The organism is Microbulbifer sp. A4B17 (genome assembly GCF_003076275.1).
Lineage (GTDB): Bacteria > Pseudomonadota > Gammaproteobacteria > Pseudomonadales > Cellvibrionaceae > Microbulbifer.
Genome location: NZ_CP029064.1, coordinates 1 through 17318 on the forward strand (window position 1 = coordinate 1; position 17318 = coordinate 17318).

The following is a 17318-nucleotide window of genomic DNA, read 5'->3' on the forward strand; positions in this document are numbered from 1 at the left end:
TTGACTGAATCCGTATGGAAGCAGTGCGCGAGCTGTTTACAGGATGAGCTGCCATCTCAGCAGTTTAATACCTGGATCAGACCGTTGCGCGTCAATCCCGTCAGTGCTGAGGGCGAGTTGCGCCTGATCGCACCGAACCGCTTTGTGCTGGACTGGGTTGGCAATAAATTCCTGAACCGCATTCGCGAGTTGGTGCAGCAGTTTGCACCGGGGCGTCCTCTGCAAGTGGCGCTCGAGATCACCGCTCGCCGGCCGGCTCGCTTCCAGCGCGGCCATGTAGCAAGTAATGCCCCTCCGACACCGCTACCGACACCCTCGCCATCGGCGCCAACTCCGCCACAACCGCCGGTACAAACGGCAGTGGCACCGCCACCGGTATCTGTGCCACCAGTAGCTACAACACCAGCTCCTGTGAATACATCGCTGGGCTCTGGGTTTGGTGCCAGCAGGCCGGTGCCGCATCCTGCTATGGCTGAGGAAGTAACTGTCGAACAAATGACAACAGGGGAACTGGCCCTGACAGATCTGCGGCCTCCTGCTTTGAATGGTATGGCTCGTTCTATACCGGAACAGCCGGCCAGGCAGGTTGAGGTGGAAGGGGCGATCAAGCACGGCAGCTCACTCAATCGCAACTTTACTTTCAAATCCTTTGTTGAGGGTAAGTCCAATCAGCTGGGCCTCGCTGCAGCACAACAGATTTCTGACAATCCGGGCGGCGCCTACAATCCCCTCTTTATATATGGGGGCGTGGGTCTCGGGAAAACCCACTTGATGCACGCGGTTGGCAACGCACTGCTGGAGCGCAACCCCAATGCTAAGGTGGTGTATTTGCACTCCGAGCGCTTTGTTGCAGATATGGTGAAAGCGCTACAGCTGAATGCCATCAGCGACTTTAAGCGCTATTACCGGTCTGTTGACGCCCTGTTGATTGATGATATCCAGTTCTTTGCCGGTAAGGAGCGCTCTCAGGAAGAGTTTTTCCATACCTTTAATGCCCTGCTGGAAGGTGGTCAGCAGATTATCCTAACCTGTGACCGCTATCCCAAAGAGATCGACGGCTTGGAAGAGCGTTTGAAATCCCGCTTTGGCTGGGGATTAACGGTGGCTGTAGAGCCTCCGGAGCTCGAGACCCGAGTCGCTATTTTGATGAAGAAGGCCGAGCAGGTGGGTGTGGATTTACCTCACGACTCCGCTTTCTTTATTGCGCAGCGCATTCGCTCCAATGTGCGAGAGCTTGAAGGTGCACTGCGCCGCGTAATTGCCAATTCGCAATTTACCGGTCGCGCTATTGACGATGTCCTTGTGCGCGAAGCACTAAAAGACCTGTTGGCCCTACAGGATCGATTGGTCAGTGTGGATAATATCCAGCGGGTTGTCGCTGAATACTACAAAATTAAGGTGGCGGATTTGCTCTCCAAGCGGCGCAGTCGCTCGGTGGCCCGTCCCCGCCAAGTCGCTATGTCCCTGGCCAAGGAGCTGACCAATCACAGCTTGCCGGAGATCGGCGATGCCTTCGGTGGTCGCGACCACACAACAGTACTGCATGCCTGCCGCAAAATACGTGAGTTGCAGGAGTCCGACGCGGATATTCGCGAGGATGTTAAGTTGCTGACACGGTCGCTGACCACTTAATCGAATAACTGACAAAACAAGGCGAAACTACCGATGAAATTCAATGTGAGCCGGGACGCCCTTCTGAAGCCGTTACAACTGGTGGCCGGTGTTGTTGAGAAACGCCAAACACTGCCAGTCCTGGCCAATGTGTTGATGCAGTTACAGGGCCAGGAACTCTCCCTGACCGGTACTGATCTGGAAGTGGAAATTGTCGGCCGTCTCGGTGTAGACGGTGTAGAAATGGAGGGCGAGGTGACTGTTCCCGCACGCAAGCTGCTGGATATTTGTCGCTCTCTGCCCGATGGTGCTGAACTGAAGTTTGAGCGCGATGGCGAGCGCCTGATACTGCGCAGTGGCCGCAGCCGTTTTCAGCTGTCGACTCTGCCCGCAGCGGACTTCCCGAACCAGGAAGAGGCCAGTGCACAGACCCGTTTCGATATCTCCCAGCGCGAGATCCGCCGCCTGATAGAAGCCACCAGTTTTGCTATGGCTCAGCAGGATGTGCGCTATTACCTGAATGGTTTACTGCTAGAGTGTCGCCCGCAGCAGCTGCGCGCGGTTGCTACTGATGGCCACCGCTTGGCGCTTTGCGATCGCGATGCCCCCGGCCTGGATGTCGCCACGCCTATCCAGGCTATTGTGCCGCGCAAAGGCGTACTTGAGCTGGGTCGTTTGCTTGAAGACAGCGATGCACAGGCACAGGTAGTGCTGGGTAACAACCATATTCGTGTGGTTAGTGGTCAGTTTACTTTCACTTCCAAGCTGGTGGACGGGAAGTTCCCTGACTACGAGCGCGTGTTGCCGCGAGGGGCGGGCAATGTGGTCTATGCCGATCGCCAGGGTTTGCGCCAGGCCTTCTCCCGCGCAGCGATTCTCTCCAACGAGAAATACCGTGGGGTGCGTCTTCAGGTTTCTGAGGGGTTATTGCAGATTGTTGCCAACAACCCGGAGCAGGAAGAGGCGGAAGAGCAGATGATGGTGGATTACGTAGGTGAGCCAATGGAGATTGGCTTTAACGTTTCCTATCTGCTGGACGTCACTGGTGCTATTCACAGTGACCAGATCCGTATCAGTTTGGCGGATGCCAATAGCAGTGCTCTGCTGCAGCAACCTGAAGAAGGTGATGCGCTGTACGTGATTATGCCTATGCGCCTGTAAGGCAGCCCACCCATTGCTCTTTTCTGAATGGATTGAGGCTACCCCCCCGCTCGGTGGGGTAGCCGATAAACAAAGCGATGCTTGTGCATCGCGCTCTTCACTCTGGGGGAGGTGTCTGTGGCGCTGACCCGTCTTCTCTTATCTAATTTTCGAAATATCTGCTCTGCCGATCTCAAACTGGGTCCTGGCGTTAACGTGTTTTGCGGTGCGAATGGCAGTGGCAAGACTTCACTGCTAGAGGCGGTACATATGCTGGCAACCGGTCGTTCCTTTCGCTCTCGCCAGCATAAGTCGGTTATTCAGCATGATACTGGTGGGCTTACGGTTTTTGCCCAGCTCGATACAGGTTTTAACTTGGGGGTAGAGCGCCTCGCAGATGGCTCGGGCCGAATCAGGGTTAACCAGGCTCCAGCGGAATCCAGCTCACAGCTTGCTAGTTGCCTGCCCCTTCAATTGATAAACAGTGAAAGTTTTTCCGCACTTGATGGTGGCCCCGGCATTCGGCGCCGATTATTGGATTGGACAGTGTTCCACGTGGAACATTTATTTGCCCAGGAGTGGAAAAATTATCAAATCGCACTGCGGCAGCGAAATGCTCTCCTGCGTCGTGGTAAAATCGATGAGGCTAGCATCGGCGTATGGGAAGAGCAGTTGGCCCTTAGTGGCGAGCGTGTAAACGATCTGCGATTAGCTCAGTTTTCTCAATTGCAGTCTGCCGTTTCGCAACTTCTCGGTGAGTTACCACAGAGCCTGTTGAGCCGTGTCGATATGAGTTACCGTCGTGGCTGGCGTAAAGAAGTTGACCTGCGTGGCGCTCTATCTGAATCACGGGAATCAGATGTTTCACAGGGGCATACGCGTATTGGTCCCCATAGGGCGGATATTCGTTTTACCGTAGCCGGTGAGTCGGCCCACAATATTCTATCTCGAGGCCAACAGAAGATGTTGGTGTGTGCGGTGCGCACGGCCATGGCGGAGGTAGTCTGTAGGCAGGGGGATATGCCAGTATTCCTGGTAGATGACTTGCCGGCAGAGCTGGATGACAGTAACCAACAGATTTTTGCGCATTGGGTTGGGCGTTGTGCCAGCCAGGTGCTTGTAACCGGAATTGAGGAGGGCACTACAAGCCGCCCTTGGCGGCAACTAGATGCCCCTTGGAATTGCCCGAAAGTGTTCCACGTGGAACATGGGAAGATCAGTGCCGAAGCTTCGGCCGCACAATAAGTTTAATGGAGCGAATAAATGTCAGAGCAGCAAAGCTATGACTCAAGCAGTATCAAGGTATTAAAAGGCCTGGATGCGGTGCGCAAGCGCCCCGGAATGTATATTGGTGATACCGACGATGGCACCGGTCTGCACCACATGGTATTCGAGGTGGTCGACAACTCCATCGATGAAGCGCTGGCCGGCCACTGTGATGAGATCCGTGTAACCATCCACCCGGATGAGTCCATTTCCGTATCGGACAATGGCCGTGGTATCCCGACAGAGATTCACCCGGAAGAGGGGGTTTCTGCAGCAGAAGTGATTATGACCGTCCTTCACGCAGGCGGTAAATTTGATGACAACACCTACAAGGTCTCCGGCGGTTTGCACGGGGTAGGGGTATCGGTGGTAAACGCTTTGTCCAAAGAGCTGAAGCTGACTATCCGTCGCGGTGGCAAGATCCACGAGCAGACCTACCACCACGGAGTGCCCCAGGCACCCCTGGAAGTTGTGGGTGACAGCGATACCACCGGCACTACGGTGCACTTCAAACCGTCTGAGGATACCTTCAGTAATATCGAGTTCCATTTCGATGTGCTGGCCAAGCGCCTGCGCGAGCTGTCCTTCCTGAACTCCGGTGTGCGTATTGTCCTGAAGGATGAGCGCAGTGGTAAGGAAGAGGTCTATGAATACGAGGGTGGTCTGAGTGCCTTTGTGGAGTTCCTCAACCAGAACAAAACTCCGATTAACAAGGTTCTGCACTTCCAGAGCCAGCGCGAAGACGGCATTGCAGTAGAGGTGGCATTACAGTGGAACGATAGCTTCCAGGAAAGCATCTTCTGCTACACCAACAATATTCCCCAGCGCGACGGTGGTACCCACCTGGCGGGCTTCCGTGCAGCCCTGACCCGCGGTCTGAACAGCTATATCGAGCGGGAAGGCCTGGGTAAGAAAGACAAGGTGAACACCACTGGCGATGACGCCAGGGAAGGTCTCACCGCGATTATCTCTGTGAAGGTTCCGGACCCGAAATTCTCCTCCCAGACTAAGGACAAGCTGGTTTCATCCGAAGTGAAACCCGCTGTAGAACAGGAGATGGGTCACCACTTCACAGACTACCTGATGGAGAACCCACAGGAAGCCAAATCTGTCGTCACCAAGATGATCGACGCGGCCAAAGCCCGTGAGGCGGCCCGCAAGGCCCGTGAAATGACTCGCCGCAAGGGAGCGTTGGATATTGCCGGCCTGCCCGGAAAACTGGCAGATTGCCAGCAAAAAGATCCGGCACTATCTGAGATTTACTTAGTGGAGGGTGACTCCGCCGGTGGTTCTGCCAAGCAGGGCCGCGATCGCCGCACCCAGGCGATCCTGCCGCTGAAGGGTAAGATCCTCAATGTGGAAAAAGCGCGCTTTGATAAGATGCTCTCAAGTGCCGAAGTGGGTACCCTGATTACCGCACTGGGCTGTGGTATCGGCAAGAGTGAGTTCAACCCGGATAAGTTGCGTTACCACAGCATCATCATCATGACCGATGCTGACGTGGATGGAGCCCATATCCGTACCCTGTTGCTCACCTTCTTCTTCCGTCAGATGCCGGAGCTGATCGAGCGGGGTCACATCTACATCGCCCAGCCGCCGCTGTATAAGATCTCCAAGGGCAAACAGGAACAGTACCTGAAGGATGAGGGCGCTCTGACCCAGTTCCTCACCAACGCCGCCCTGGAAGGCGCCACGCTGTTTGTGAACCCGGATGCCCCAGGGCTTTCTGGCGCCTCCCTGGAGAGCCTGGTAGGCGAATACCGCAGCGTATTGGCGACAATCGACCGTCTGTCGCGTCTGTACCCTGAGGAAGTGCTGCGCAGCATGATCTACCTGCCCAGCTTGTCTCAGGAAGACTTGCAGTCCCAGGAGAAAGTTGTGGCTTGGAGTGAGAAGCTGCAGGAGAAACTCGGTGACGAAGAGAGTGGTGGAACCCGTCGTCACGAAGTGACGGTTCAGGAGAACACCGAGCGCGGCCTGTTCCTGCCCCATATCCATATCGTGGCCCACGGTGTCGGCAGTGACTACCTGATTAACCACGAGTTCTTCGATTCCGCTGAGTACGCGTCTATATGCGCTCTGGGTGAGAAGATGGTGGGTCTGTTGGAAGAGGGTGCCTTTATCCAGCGCGGCGAGAAGCAGCACGCTGTCAGCAGCTTCCCTGAAGTGATGGACTGGCTGATGGGCGAGAGCCGTAGAGGCTACGGTATCCAGCGCTATAAGGGGCTAGGTGAGATGAACCCGGAGCAGCTTTGGGAAACCACCATGGACCCGGAGAGCCGTCGTATGCTGCAGGTAACCGTTGAAGATGCCATTGCCGCGGACCAGATCTTTACAACTCTGATGGGTGATCAGGTAGAGCCGCGCCGTGACTTTATCGAGACCAACGCTTTGGCGGTGGAGAATCTCGACGTTTAATTGCCATAAGGCTATTTTCTGAAAGTCGCACAGTAATTTCCCTCGGAAGCAAAATGGGGAGTTACTGTGTGTTATTTTTCTCACATAAAATGACTTGCAATAAATTCGATATTTTTATTTTCGCTCTATCGGAAAGTGTTGCACAGATCCGATACCTGCCCTTCCAATAAAGCCTGAAATTACTGACAAGAAATTAAAATAAACAATAAAAACTTTTAGTAAAGCTTAGCCAAGCAATACTTTTGCTGTATTTTTAAAAAGCTCAAAAACTATAGAAATCCTTCTAACTTACCTATTTTTACAAACAAACAAATAAAATTAAACGGACCACAAGACTTATGGGGAACCTCATTTCTTCTATTCTCGGCGATGCTCGCCGTTTTATAGTTGTCGGTGGTGTGATTGCACTAGCTTTATATGGTTGCACTAGCACGCAGAAATTAGTCAACTCTGAATGGTACGAAATCGAAACCGAGCACTTTCGTATCGTTACCAATGATAATCCCAAGCAAGTTGAAAAACTGGCAATAGACTTGGAACGATTTCGGATTTTTGCAAAACGATATATTAAGTATTCAGCAGATCAACAAAAGTTGACCATTTACGCCCTGGATGATCGGCTCAGCTTCAAAGGAGTCAGTGGTAGCGAGTCGTCTAGAACTATCATTGGACAATTCCATAATACTGCTTATGGGAGCTTCGCATTATTAAATCTAAACGGAAATCGTGCCCTTCCAGATAATCCCGCTCGTCAGACATTGTTTCATGAATATACGCATTTCTTAACCTACAGCGGAAGCCAGCACCTCTACCCCTACTGGTTTAGTGAAGGTATTGCTGAAGTATTTTCCACGGTAGATTTTGGTGAAAATAAAAAGTACAGCTTTGGAAAAATACCGGTTGATCGGGCGATTAGTCTTAATCGAGCGAGAGAGTTGCCACTGGATAAGCTCCTTTCAGCCACTCCTGGCTCGCTGAATTCAAGAGATACCGGAGCACTTTATGCCAGTGGATGGATGTTAGCTCACTGGATGATTTTCGATGCGGATAGAAATAAAGCCTTAAATGAATATTTGGAGGCTTATAATGCCGGCGAAGATCCAATTGCGAGCTTACCTGAAGCTCTGGGAATGACTTTTGAAGAGCTCAATGAGCAGTATAAGAACTTGCCGAAAGGTCATTTCATTTATTACGAGGGGGAGTTTTCCAATAATGGTGTAATTAAATCCCCCTCCGTTAACTTGATGGACAGTAGTGCCGCAGTCGCAGAACTGGCCTACTTTATGGCAATTTCGGAGCAGGGATCCGAAGCATTAGAAGAATATATTGTCTATGCAGATAAAAAGCAGGCCTCTAGCCCATCGTTAAATTCCGCACTGGCCATTGCTTTGACTGGTGAAGGAAATTATTCCCGCGCTGAGGAAGTATTGAATTCTATTCCGGCGAAATACCACGGAGAAACCTGGTATCTCGAAGCCCAGGCAAAAAATGATTTATCCGCAGCCTTGGCGGAGGAGGGATACCTCAGTCCCAGAAAGATGAAACGTATTCGGGATAAATATGTTCAATTAGTAAATGCCCAAGGGGAAGTACCAGCCTACTGGTATGAACTGGCGATCACAATGCAAGTTTTGGGGTATCCCCGCCAGAAGTATATGGAAATGCTAGAGCAGGCGTATTTGCGTGCTCCGAGGGAAACGGGAATTGCCTGGTGGTATGTACTGGAGCTTTACCTGGATCGAGATAGAGATCTCTTCTCAAAAGTCTCTCAACCGCTATTAATGCAAATTGCGGAAGAGGATTCGCGGGCACAGTTGCAGTCGATGCTGGATGAGTTGGAGGAGGAAGCGGGTTTGGAGTTCGAGCTTGAGATCAGTGGTTTGGGCCAATTAATGTCAACTTACAGGAAGTACTCTGGCAACAAAGCCCTGGCAATGGCTGTGGACTACCGTGGTGCATTTGTGGCGGGTTTTAGCGAAGACGGCGGCAACCAAGTAGAGGCGAATCGAAGTGCTCTTCGGGCCTGTGAAGAGCAGCGAGAGCAGTACCAGATAAGAGACCGCTGTGAACTCTATGCTGAAGGGGAAATGTTGGTTAACTCGACTAACCGTATGTAATGCTTTCCTGGGTTCAAACTAAGGTGCAAAGTCGGCATTAATAGTGCCCGCTTTGCACCTGCAAAACCCTTTATTACTGATTGTTATTGGGCTACTTTTCTAATAAAAGCCCACATTCCCGATGCTCCTCCCCCTTGGTGGGATCGAAATACACATCGTTATCGGGAAGGTCATTCTCATAAACATACTCTTCCACATCGATTTCCTTCAGGTGGAACATCGGTGCCACTCGAATAGTACCGTGGTTGCCCTGGGTGAAAATATCCAGGTTTTTACGGTGTGCATTCTGGTCGTGACGAATACCGTTTAGCCACACGTCCGGCTGCAACTCCTGCATAGCACGGTTAAATGGCTCCAATTTAACGGTCCTGGAGAAGAAGTCATGCTCAGGCGTATCCAGCTGCGGGATTCCCCCGTACACAGCGTTGTAGTGGGCTGCGGACATCTTCGGTGAGTAGGTGCGCAGGTTCAAATCGAGAGATTTGACCACGTTTTCGATATGGCGATAGGTTTCTGGGGTGTTATATCCGTGATCCACCCAGATTACCGGGATATCCGGTTTGGCGCGGGTAACCAAGTGAAGAAAGGCTATCGCCAATGGGCGGAAATTAGTAAAAACTACCGGGTTCTGAGCGTGCTCCATAGTGAACTGCATAATTTCGCTGGGCTTGGCGCCGGCGAAACGCAGGTTCATGGACCCCAGGTCCGCATCGTGATGAAAGGTGCGTTCTGGAATAGGCTGTAAAGTTTGGCTGGAAGCGTTGCGTCCCATAAAAATTCAGCGCTCAGGAAATTATGATGGGAGGCATGCTACCCGGTTCAAGAGTCGCGTAGAAACAATAAAAAGAAGTGAATCAAGAAGTTAAAGTTATAAGTAGAGTCTTTGTTGCTGTCGATGTGCTTAGTGAAGGCTTAGTCATGTGACATCACGATCATATGTTGACCATATTCGGCCTTATAGTGGCGATCTCTTTCGACAAACCCATGCTTTTGGAGAAAGTAACGTGTGCGCAGGTTTTCCCTGAGGAGTTCAGCTTGGAGGCTAGGAAGCCCCCGGCTCACCTTTGAAATCAACTGGGCACCTATGCCACGGTTTGAGAATAGCGGGCTGACGCAGAGGTAAGCCAATCGACCATCCTTTGTGATGGTAATAAATGCTTCAGCCACTGCTGCGTGACGATCAGTAAACACGATACAGCTTTTGGAGCCCAGGTGGTCCAAGCGGAATTGGTGCCTGCGGTCCAGCCAGAATCGACGGGAAAGGGAGGGGTGGGAATGAGCCGCAGCATGCAACCAGAGCTGCTCAAGTCGATCCAGGTCTGTATCTTTTACGGCTCGAAGCATAACAAGCACCATCCTGAACAATTGGGCAAATCCTAGTCAAGAAGGGCGCCATATCCCAAAAAACCGACTTTTAGGAGTGAGTACTCACATTAGGCTAGAGAAAGTGCGGACCTAGCTGTGGGGCTTCAGTCCGCAGGGGATGGTATGAATTGAAGGTGGGATTAGCCCAGATGGACGAAATGCGCCTTTAAGTAATTGGTCTCTGGGATAGCCGGGTGTACAGGGTGGTCTGCCCCCTGGCCACCGCTGGCCAGAATTGATGCCGGACGCCCCAATCGGTGCGCCGCACCGCGCACGCAGTCGATAAGCTCATCGGATTGTAGATGCATAGAGCAGGAAGCACTTACTAACAGCCCACCCCTCGCCAACAAACGCATTGCGAGTTCATTGATATGGCGATAGGCCGCCAAGCCAGCTTTGTGATCTTTCCTTCGCTTAATAAAAGCGGGAGGGTCTAGCACGATCGCATCAAACTTTTCCCCCTCTGCAACCATGCTCTTAAGGACATCCAGTGCTTTACCCTGGAAGGTTTTGAGCTTGTTGGCGAAATCATTGTGATCCGCATTGAGGGAACACCAATCCAAGGCCTGTTGGGAGGCATCTACGCACACTACTTCGGTGGCTCCACTGGCAAGTGCTTGTATGCCCCAACCACCTGCGTAAGAAAACAGATCTAACACCCTTTTGCCGTTGACCCAGCGATTTAAGAGCCTGCGGTTTTCCCGGTGATCGTAAAACCACCCGGTTTTTTGTCCCTGGTGTACTGGGGCCAAAAGTGGAACGCCGTTCTCTTCGAACGGGACCATCTCGGGTACATCTCCAAAGGCCACGGTGTGTACCAGCGGCATATCTTCAATTGCGCGCCCCTGATGATCATTGCGCAGCAGGATGCCTTTGGGGTTAACCATCTCCACCAACTTATCCACAATCGTTTGTTGGTAGCGCTCCATTCCCCAATTACTGACCTGGACTACTAAATAATCCCCAAACCTATCCACTACCAAGCCCGGAAGCCAGTCAGAGTCACCGTATACCATCCGGTAGCTGGGGTGAGAAAAGTACCGTTGGCGTTGCTCAAAAGCAGTTTGTATGCGCTCACAAACAGTATCTGTGGAAAAGCCAGAATTGCGACTGACTATTCGTCCACAAATAAGTTGGCTCGGATTTACAAAGGCTGTGCCGAGCAGTTTGCCCTGGCTATCGTGAACTTGGCACTGACTACCCGCATCAATTCCTTTTAATGGAGAGCGCTTAGTGTCCACCTCATTGCTGTAAATCCATAGGTGGCCACGCTTGAGTCGGCGCTCTGCGCCTCGATTCAATATTAACTCCACCAAAAGGGGATCTCCGTTGATGTGTACAAATTAGGGGGCAATTGTGCGGACAGCTAAGTGAAGGTCAAGCCTGCAAGCTGATGTATGGCTCGTTCGGAGCTTTAAGAACCAATAGTCACCCAAGGGTACTCATATCCGCCAAAGTTTATACGTCAGTACCGGAGAAAATGACTATCAATTTGGGGTAACAGGGTGTCTAAGCTGGCTATAACTGGCAGAATCTGGCGCCTGGAAGTCATCCTTATCCCCAGCCGTTGTGGAAAACTGCCGAGATGAATGAGCACCAACAAACACAAAATGGAGCTAGGAAAGTCGCCATGGTGGTCTGCCCGGGTGCAACTAGCCTGGATATCACAGGTCCCCTAGAGGTTTTTGCCTTGGCAAATGACCAGTTGCGCAAACAAGGGCGTTCCAACCAGGATTTCTATGATATTCAGTTGGTGGGACTTGAGTCTGGTCCGGTTACGACTTCGACAGGGGTTAAGGTTTTTATAGACCTCCCGTTTCATGAAGTTGAGGGGATTCATACCCTGTTAGTGAGCGGCATGCCACCGGACTCCTGTCAGCGCGCTTGTGCCAATAGTTCTGTTCTGGAGTGGCTGGCTGAGCAGCAGAAAAAAGTTGTTCGTATTGGTTCAATCTGTAGTGGGGCCTTGATGCTCGCCAACGCAGGCATTCTCAATGGACGTCGTGCTACGACGCATTGGGCCGATGTTCCTGAGTTGCAGGGATTCCCCCAGATAGAAGTGGATCCGGATGCCATTTTTGTCCGCGACGGTAATGTTTATACGTCGGCCGGAATTACTGCTGGAATTGATTTGGCACTATCGATGATCGAGGAGGATCATGGGAGAGGCTTGGCACTCAACCTGGCTCGAATTCTTGTTCTCTACTTAAAGAGAGATGGAGGACAGCAGCAATTTAGTGTGCGCCTGGAAAATCAGATAAACAGCGATCGTTTTGCAACTTTGATTGAATGGATGTACCAAAACATTAAGCAACCCATAACAGTGGAGAGGCTGGCTCAGGAGGCGGCGATGAGTCCACGTAATTTTGCTCGAAATTTTGTGCGAGAACTCGGTGTAACGCCGGCTCGTTTTCTTGAGCAAATAAGGGTAGAAAGAGCCTGCCAATTATTTTCAGAACAAAATCAATCACAGGATAAGGTGGCAAAACTCTGTGGGTTTCAATCCCAAGAGCAATTGAGAAGAGCCTTTAAAAAGCACAAGGGCATTTTGCCGAGTGAATACCGAAAGCGTTTCCACTAATAGCCAGTTTAAAAATATGTAGTTCTTTATTACTTGAAGCCAATTATTAATATTTAATTTAGAAAATTTATACTTATCTCAGTGAAAATTAAATGATGCTTAAATCTCACCGCAATAGCATTTACTAATAATTCTTTACCGAAGATTAATTTTCAACTTTAGAGTATATTTTCAAAGGTATTGGTAAGCCTATGAATACCGTAATGACGGTAGAGTTCATATGCATTGCTAATGAGATACTTCTTGATTGGAAAAAAATTAAAAATAAATTTCGATATAGTTCTCTGCTGTGAAAACAATAGAACAGCACAAAATTTTAAACCCACAGCCGACCTTAAATTATGTCGGAAATGGTCGTAAATATGTCTCTAGCGACACAGTCAGTTGTGCCAAGCTTACTTTTACATCGGGCAAAAGACCTAAGAATTTATGAGGAATTGACATGAGACGTAAGATTGTATTAATGGGTGTCTTTACGTTTCTGTGTAGTTTTGCCTATTTGTTGTGGCCAGTTTATCAATTCTATGCCTGGTCGCTAAATGCAGTGCCGTTGAGTCCATTGGGATGGCAGGCTCTACCCACAAAGGCGCCGTCTACGCAAGAACTCTACGATAGCGGATTGCAGCTTGCCGCAGGGCAATCGCTTAAAGCAATTGAAAACCATCGCGAGAAAATCGGTGCCCCGGCAATTTCTGCAGCGGTATCTGCTTGTGGTGCGGTAGTTTGGGCCGGGGCCGCCGGCTGGGCTGATTTAGAGAAACAAGTACCTGTTTCTACAGAGACGCGCTTCCGTATTGGTAGCACATCTAAGGCTTTAACAGGAACTGCACTGGCGCATTTGGTACAGAGGGGCGTTATTGAACTGGATAAACCTATCTCAAATTATCTGGAACCACTACCAAACCCCGATTGGGAGCCAATGACCCCGCGCCAACTGGCTTCCCATATGTCGGGTTTGCCGCATTATAAAAAGAACTCCGATTGGCTGGGGTTGTATCAAACTCTGGCACTGGATGTTCACTACGAGGATATGTATCAGGCTCTGGCAATTTTTGATGCTAGTGAATTACTTTTCGAACCGGGTACCGATTTTTATTACAGCACTTTGGGCACGGTTCTTCTGGGGGCCGTTTTGGCTGGTGCTGAAGGCAAACCTTACCTGGAAGTAATGCAGGATGAGGTATTTACGCCTAGCGGAATGAACAGCACAGAGGTATCGCCGTTAAATGGTGGTATAGAACGCAATATTGCCCGCTTCTATAAAAGCAATGGTTTGTCTGGCAGTGCCCTTCGCCTGCGTGAATGGCGTCCAGTAGATTTAAGTCATCGCCTACCAGGGGGAGGCTTTATTTCTACACCCAGTGACTTGGTAAGACTGGGTGCCCAGTTCCTGAACACTGATTATTTGTCCCCAGAAGTCCGTGAGATTTTTTGGACGCCACAAAAATTGGCCAGTGGTGAAGTGAATGAACAAAACTATGCCTTGGGTTGGCGGGTGACTGAAGTAGAAATCCCTGAGGCGGGATTAACGAGAGTGGCTAACCATGGCGGAGTTAGTCGCGGCAGTCAGAGTTGGTTAATGATAATACCGGAGTATCAGCTTTCTGTTGCTGTGAATATCAATCGAAAAACAACAACGTTTTGGGACTTTGGCCGAGTATCTCTGGAGATAGCGAGCGCCTTTATTCATCAGCAGGATAAACTCAATTGCGAATAAAAAAACCGGCCAAAATCTGGCCGGTTTTAACTCGTTCTTCTTACCACAAATGATCAGAGAGTGAGGCCTATTGAGTATTTACTACTATTTGGGTCTGCGAAAATACTTTTTCACCGTCTCCGTGATTCAAAATACCCAAGTGACGAGTATTGGGAGCAAGATTTATCCACTCTAGGGAAATCACCTCATCTTCGCCAATTTGCGCTTGAGTTGGTGCATTCACCATAGTATTCCCACTGTCCCCATTCAAATTAAAGTTGAATAGACTAAAGTCGGTAGGGCCTGCGGCAGTCGCGTAATCGACAACAACCGCGGCATACTGACCGGGAGAGGGGTTAGCCAGGGAAACTGACTCAGCGGAAGTCGCGCTACCGCTGGTGCCGACTTCAGGGTAGTCTGGAGCAGGGCCGTAAACTTCCAGATCCAGGTCATCACTTCCGCTACCGTCACCTACATCCGCATCAAACATAGCTATATGTGCGAGCTCCGTTCCTTCAGGGACATCAAAGAAAATAACCTGAACATCACCATCATCGATAGTGGTTGAGGTGACTTCACCCTCGGCCAGGCCAGTGACGTCTACCTGGAAATTACCGTTGTAGCCAAAGCCCACAGTGAGATCGAGGCTTCCATCGGTGCCGCTTGCAGTCAGTTGCTGTGGTGCAGCCATTGGAACAGGGCGTATGGCTATGGGACTGCGTACACTAATTTGAGAACCCACTGAACGCCAGGTAAGGTCGCCAAATACCCAGGCGTTCATTTCGGCGGATTCTGTCGCGGTGAAGGTCACCTCAAATTCAGCACTTTCCCCCTCCCTCAGGCGAAGTATCTTCGGATTGATATCTACCTGTATACCGGGCGGTGCGCTAATAGATGCCCAATACCAACGCTGGCCGGGAGCGACACTGGTGACTCGGCGCTTGATGGTCTGGCTGCCGATTAAGTCAGCAACTCCCATAGAAGCGAGGTTCAAGTCGCTGGAATCGATGGAATAACCCAGGGATGTCAAAGCATCGCAGGTTGCACTATCGACCAGCTCGGGCTGGAGTTCAGCGCCGCAAAGAAAAGCCAGGTAATCATTAAAGCCCGCATCATAGACCAGACCTGGCCTAAAGGCGCTGCGAGGTACTATGGCACCAGCACCGATATCAAACGGTGTCGCATCTGCTAATCCGTAAGATTTACGCAGATCGTTGCGGGCAGTGGTCATCAACGCAGACTTGGCCATTGCCGGGCTCCAGTGGGGGTTGGCCTGTTTCAGCAGGGCCATTACACCGGCGACATGGGGGCTGGCCATAGAGGTTCCACTCAGGGCTCCAAATAGTTCTCCTCCGCTTAGTACCGGAGATATTCCCGCGATAATTCCAACCCCAGGTGCACTGATATCCGGCTTGATAATATCCGGAGCTCCGCCATTCTGGCCGCGAGAGGAAAAGTTAGCTACACGGTCTTCTCTGGCGATCAATTGGGAGGGGTCGATAACACCGGAAACCCCGCCACTGGCCGCGAGAGTTTCGCCCTCGTAGTAAGAGATCATCATGCCGGGGATACGGGTATCCGGGGCTGACATGGTGATCGGGTTTATTCGATCGTCTGCAGTACCGTCGTTGTAGACCACTATGGCCACCGCACCGGCATCAGCGGCATTATTATATTTGTCGGTAAAAGAGCAGCTCCCACGCCTTACCAGGGCAATAGCTCCCTCCAAAGCTTCTGCGTTGGTGATCTCGGTGCAGGCTTCCAGTGGTTCACTGAGAACAACACCGGAGGATACTGCTCCGACCTCCTCAAGGCTTACTGTACCGTTGCCTTCACGGCCTTCATAAATGCCGGAAACTGATTCTGGTGAGGAAACCTGCAGGGCTAAACCGAAACTCTGGTCATCTTCTGAAGCGCCCACTGCGGTTATCCAGGGTACTCCCGAAGGCGTTCCCATGGTCTCGGGTCCAGGTCCGTTGTTACCGGCAGATGTGGCGACAAAAACTCCGGCATCGGCGGCAAATAAAAATGCGATGTCATCGGCACCGCTAAAGGTGGTGCTGGCGCCACCTATCGAGAAATTAATGACATCCACACCATCGGCCACGGCTTCATCAATGGCCGCCATGGAGTCAGCCGATGAGCAGCCGCTATCGTCGGGATCTGGAGCATCCCAGCAAACCTTATACACTGCAATACGGGCTCGTGGTGCCATGCCGGTGAGGGTTTTTCCATCAGGAGTAATTACGCCATAGTTACCGGCGGCTGTGGTAGCAGTGTGTGTGCCGTGCCCGTCGGCGTCCCTGGCTGACAGGAATTCGTAATCTGCCAATTCATTGTTGGCCAGGAAGGCATCGGAAAATGACTTGGCTTTAATCAGCTTATTGTTACAGGTAAATGCGGCATCGCTGGGGTTGTGGTCGCTGTTGCCGAATTCGCAGCCCTCGCCTGTAAAGGACTCGGGAATAGAACCGTAGGGAACATGGGGCCCGAGGTTACCCTGCAACGGTGTAGCAATGTCGGCGACACTCTGGTGTTCAGGGTGGATTCCCGAGTCGATAATGCCCACCACTATATCCTCACCAGTAATACCCCAGAGCCAGGGGCTGGGCATATCTGTGATGCCGAGGAAGTCCGCAGTGGAATCGGTATGGGGCTTTAGTAATTCATCTTCCCAAACACCTTTAACATCGGCACGACCGCGCAGAGCAGCCGCCTCTTTTTCGCTCATTACGGCCGCGAAGCCATTAAAAGCGGTGTCATATTCATGAACTGTGCGTGCGCTGGGAACAGTGGATAGAACTTGTTCACGACGCGACCTAAGGAAATCGGAGTAGTGACGATAGCTGCTGCTTTGGGGGTCGAGTTTGCCACGGCTGGTCGGTTTGGTGGCTGACAAGCCGGGGATGGTACCGCTGTAGGAGGACAGAGGTTCAGCTTCCAGCTGAACGATATAGACTTTTTTTGGTTTTTCCTGACTGGGGGCAAACTTCTCCCCAACTGACTCGGCAAAACTGCTGCCGGATAGCAGCATGCCCGCCGCCAGGGCAGAAAGAATTTTTCTTTTCATTGGAATATCCCTTTTGTTGTTTTGTGCAGGCGGCAACAAAAGGCTTAAAAGAGC

The 17318-nt window shown here is 51.1% G+C and carries 11 protein-coding genes; 7 read left to right on the plus strand and 4 right to left on the minus strand.

From position 1 onward, the window contains the following. The 5 genes from dnaA (at nucleotide 1) to BTJ40_RS00025 (ending at nucleotide 8552) form a co-directional block, all read left to right on the plus strand. Entirely contained in the window at nucleotides 1-1632 is a 1632-nt protein-coding gene (gene dnaA, locus BTJ40_RS00005) for a chromosomal replication initiator protein DnaA (RefSeq protein WP_108731193.1), read from the plus strand. A 33-nt stretch (nucleotides 1633-1665) separates the two neighbouring features. Beyond that, nucleotides 1666-2772, plus strand: a complete 1107-nt coding sequence (gene dnaN, locus BTJ40_RS00010; RefSeq protein ID WP_108731194.1) for a DNA polymerase III subunit beta — start codon at nucleotides 1666-1668, stop codon at nucleotides 2770-2772. Nucleotides 2773-2889: 117 nt separating this feature from the next. Next, complete coding sequence (recF, locus tag BTJ40_RS00015) at nucleotides 2890-3996, plus strand: DNA replication/repair protein RecF (RefSeq protein WP_108731195.1); 1107 nt, start codon at nucleotides 2890-2892, stop codon at nucleotides 3994-3996. An 18-nt stretch (nucleotides 3997-4014) separates the two neighbouring features. Beyond that, nucleotides 4015-6435: a DNA topoisomerase (ATP-hydrolyzing) subunit B gene (gene gyrB / locus BTJ40_RS00020; protein WP_108731196.1), complete on the plus strand. Its 2421-nt coding sequence runs from the start codon at nucleotides 4015-4017 to the stop codon at nucleotides 6433-6435. A gap of 338 nt (nucleotides 6436-6773) precedes the next feature. After that, on the plus strand, nucleotides 6774-8552 hold the full coding sequence (locus tag BTJ40_RS00025) for a hypothetical protein (protein WP_108731197.1): 1779 nt from the start codon (nucleotides 6774-6776) through the stop codon (nucleotides 8550-8552). 91 nt (nucleotides 8553-8643) lie between these two features. Here BTJ40_RS00025 and BTJ40_RS00030 read toward each other — a convergent pair whose 3' ends face one another. The 3 genes from BTJ40_RS00030 to BTJ40_RS00040 form a co-directional block, all read right to left on the minus strand. Beyond that, the gene (locus BTJ40_RS00030) at nucleotides 8644-9324 is read right to left on the minus strand and encodes a phosphoadenosine phosphosulfate reductase family protein (protein WP_108731198.1); all 681 of its coding nucleotides are present in this window, start codon (nucleotides 9322-9324) and stop codon (nucleotides 8644-8646) included. A gap of 140 nt (nucleotides 9325-9464) precedes the next feature. Further along, on the minus strand, nucleotides 9465-9896 hold the full coding sequence (locus BTJ40_RS00035; RefSeq protein ID WP_157953834.1) for a GNAT family N-acetyltransferase: 432 nt from the start codon (nucleotides 9894-9896) through the stop codon (nucleotides 9465-9467). A gap of 161 nt (nucleotides 9897-10057) precedes the next feature. Next, nucleotides 10058-11218: a class I SAM-dependent rRNA methyltransferase gene (locus BTJ40_RS00040; protein ID WP_238152092.1), complete on the minus strand. Its 1161-nt coding sequence runs from the start codon at nucleotides 11216-11218 to the stop codon at nucleotides 10058-10060. Nucleotides 11219-11502: 284 nt separating this feature from the next. Here BTJ40_RS00040 and BTJ40_RS00045 point away from each other — a divergent pair, with 284 nt between their 5' ends. Both BTJ40_RS00045 and BTJ40_RS00050 read left to right on the plus strand, forming a co-directional pair. Continuing rightward, on the plus strand, nucleotides 11503-12498 hold the full coding sequence (locus BTJ40_RS00045) for a GlxA family transcriptional regulator (RefSeq protein ID WP_108731201.1): 996 nt from the start codon (nucleotides 11503-11505) through the stop codon (nucleotides 12496-12498). A gap of 442 nt (nucleotides 12499-12940) precedes the next feature. After that, nucleotides 12941-14215: a serine hydrolase gene (locus tag BTJ40_RS00050; RefSeq protein WP_108731202.1), complete on the plus strand. Its 1275-nt coding sequence runs from the start codon at nucleotides 12941-12943 to the stop codon at nucleotides 14213-14215. A 67-nt stretch (nucleotides 14216-14282) separates the two neighbouring features. Here the strand turns inward: BTJ40_RS00050 and BTJ40_RS00055 are convergent, their stop codons facing one another. Beyond that, on the minus strand, nucleotides 14283-17264 hold the full coding sequence (locus tag BTJ40_RS00055) for a S8 family serine peptidase (protein ID WP_108731203.1): 2982 nt from the start codon (nucleotides 17262-17264) through the stop codon (nucleotides 14283-14285). Nucleotides 17265-17318: the final 54 nt, after the last annotated feature.

Coding starts and splice junctions, on each gene's coding strand:
- BTJ40_RS00030 (WP_108731198.1), bottom strand. CDS start 9,324: ATGGGACGCAACGCTTCCAGCCAAACTTTACAGCCTATTCCAGAACGC.
- BTJ40_RS00050 (WP_108731202.1), top strand. CDS start 12,941: ATGAGACGTAAGATTGTATTAATGGGTGTCTTTACGTTTCTGTGTAGT.
- gyrB (WP_108731196.1), top strand. CDS start 4,015: ATGTCAGAGCAGCAAAGCTATGACTCAAGCAGTATCAAGGTATTAAAA.
- BTJ40_RS00045 (WP_108731201.1), top strand. CDS start 11,503: ATGAATGAGCACCAACAAACACAAAATGGAGCTAGGAAAGTCGCCATG.
- BTJ40_RS00055 (WP_108731203.1), bottom strand. CDS start 17,264: ATGAAAAGAAAAATTCTTTCTGCCCTGGCGGCGGGCATGCTGCTATCC.
- BTJ40_RS00035 (WP_157953834.1), bottom strand. CDS start 9,896: ATGCTTCGAGCCGTAAAAGATACAGACCTGGATCGACTTGAGCAGCTC.
- BTJ40_RS00025 (WP_108731197.1), top strand. CDS start 6,774: ATGGGGAACCTCATTTCTTCTATTCTCGGCGATGCTCGCCGTTTTATA.
- dnaN (WP_108731194.1), top strand. CDS start 1,666: ATGAAATTCAATGTGAGCCGGGACGCCCTTCTGAAGCCGTTACAACTG.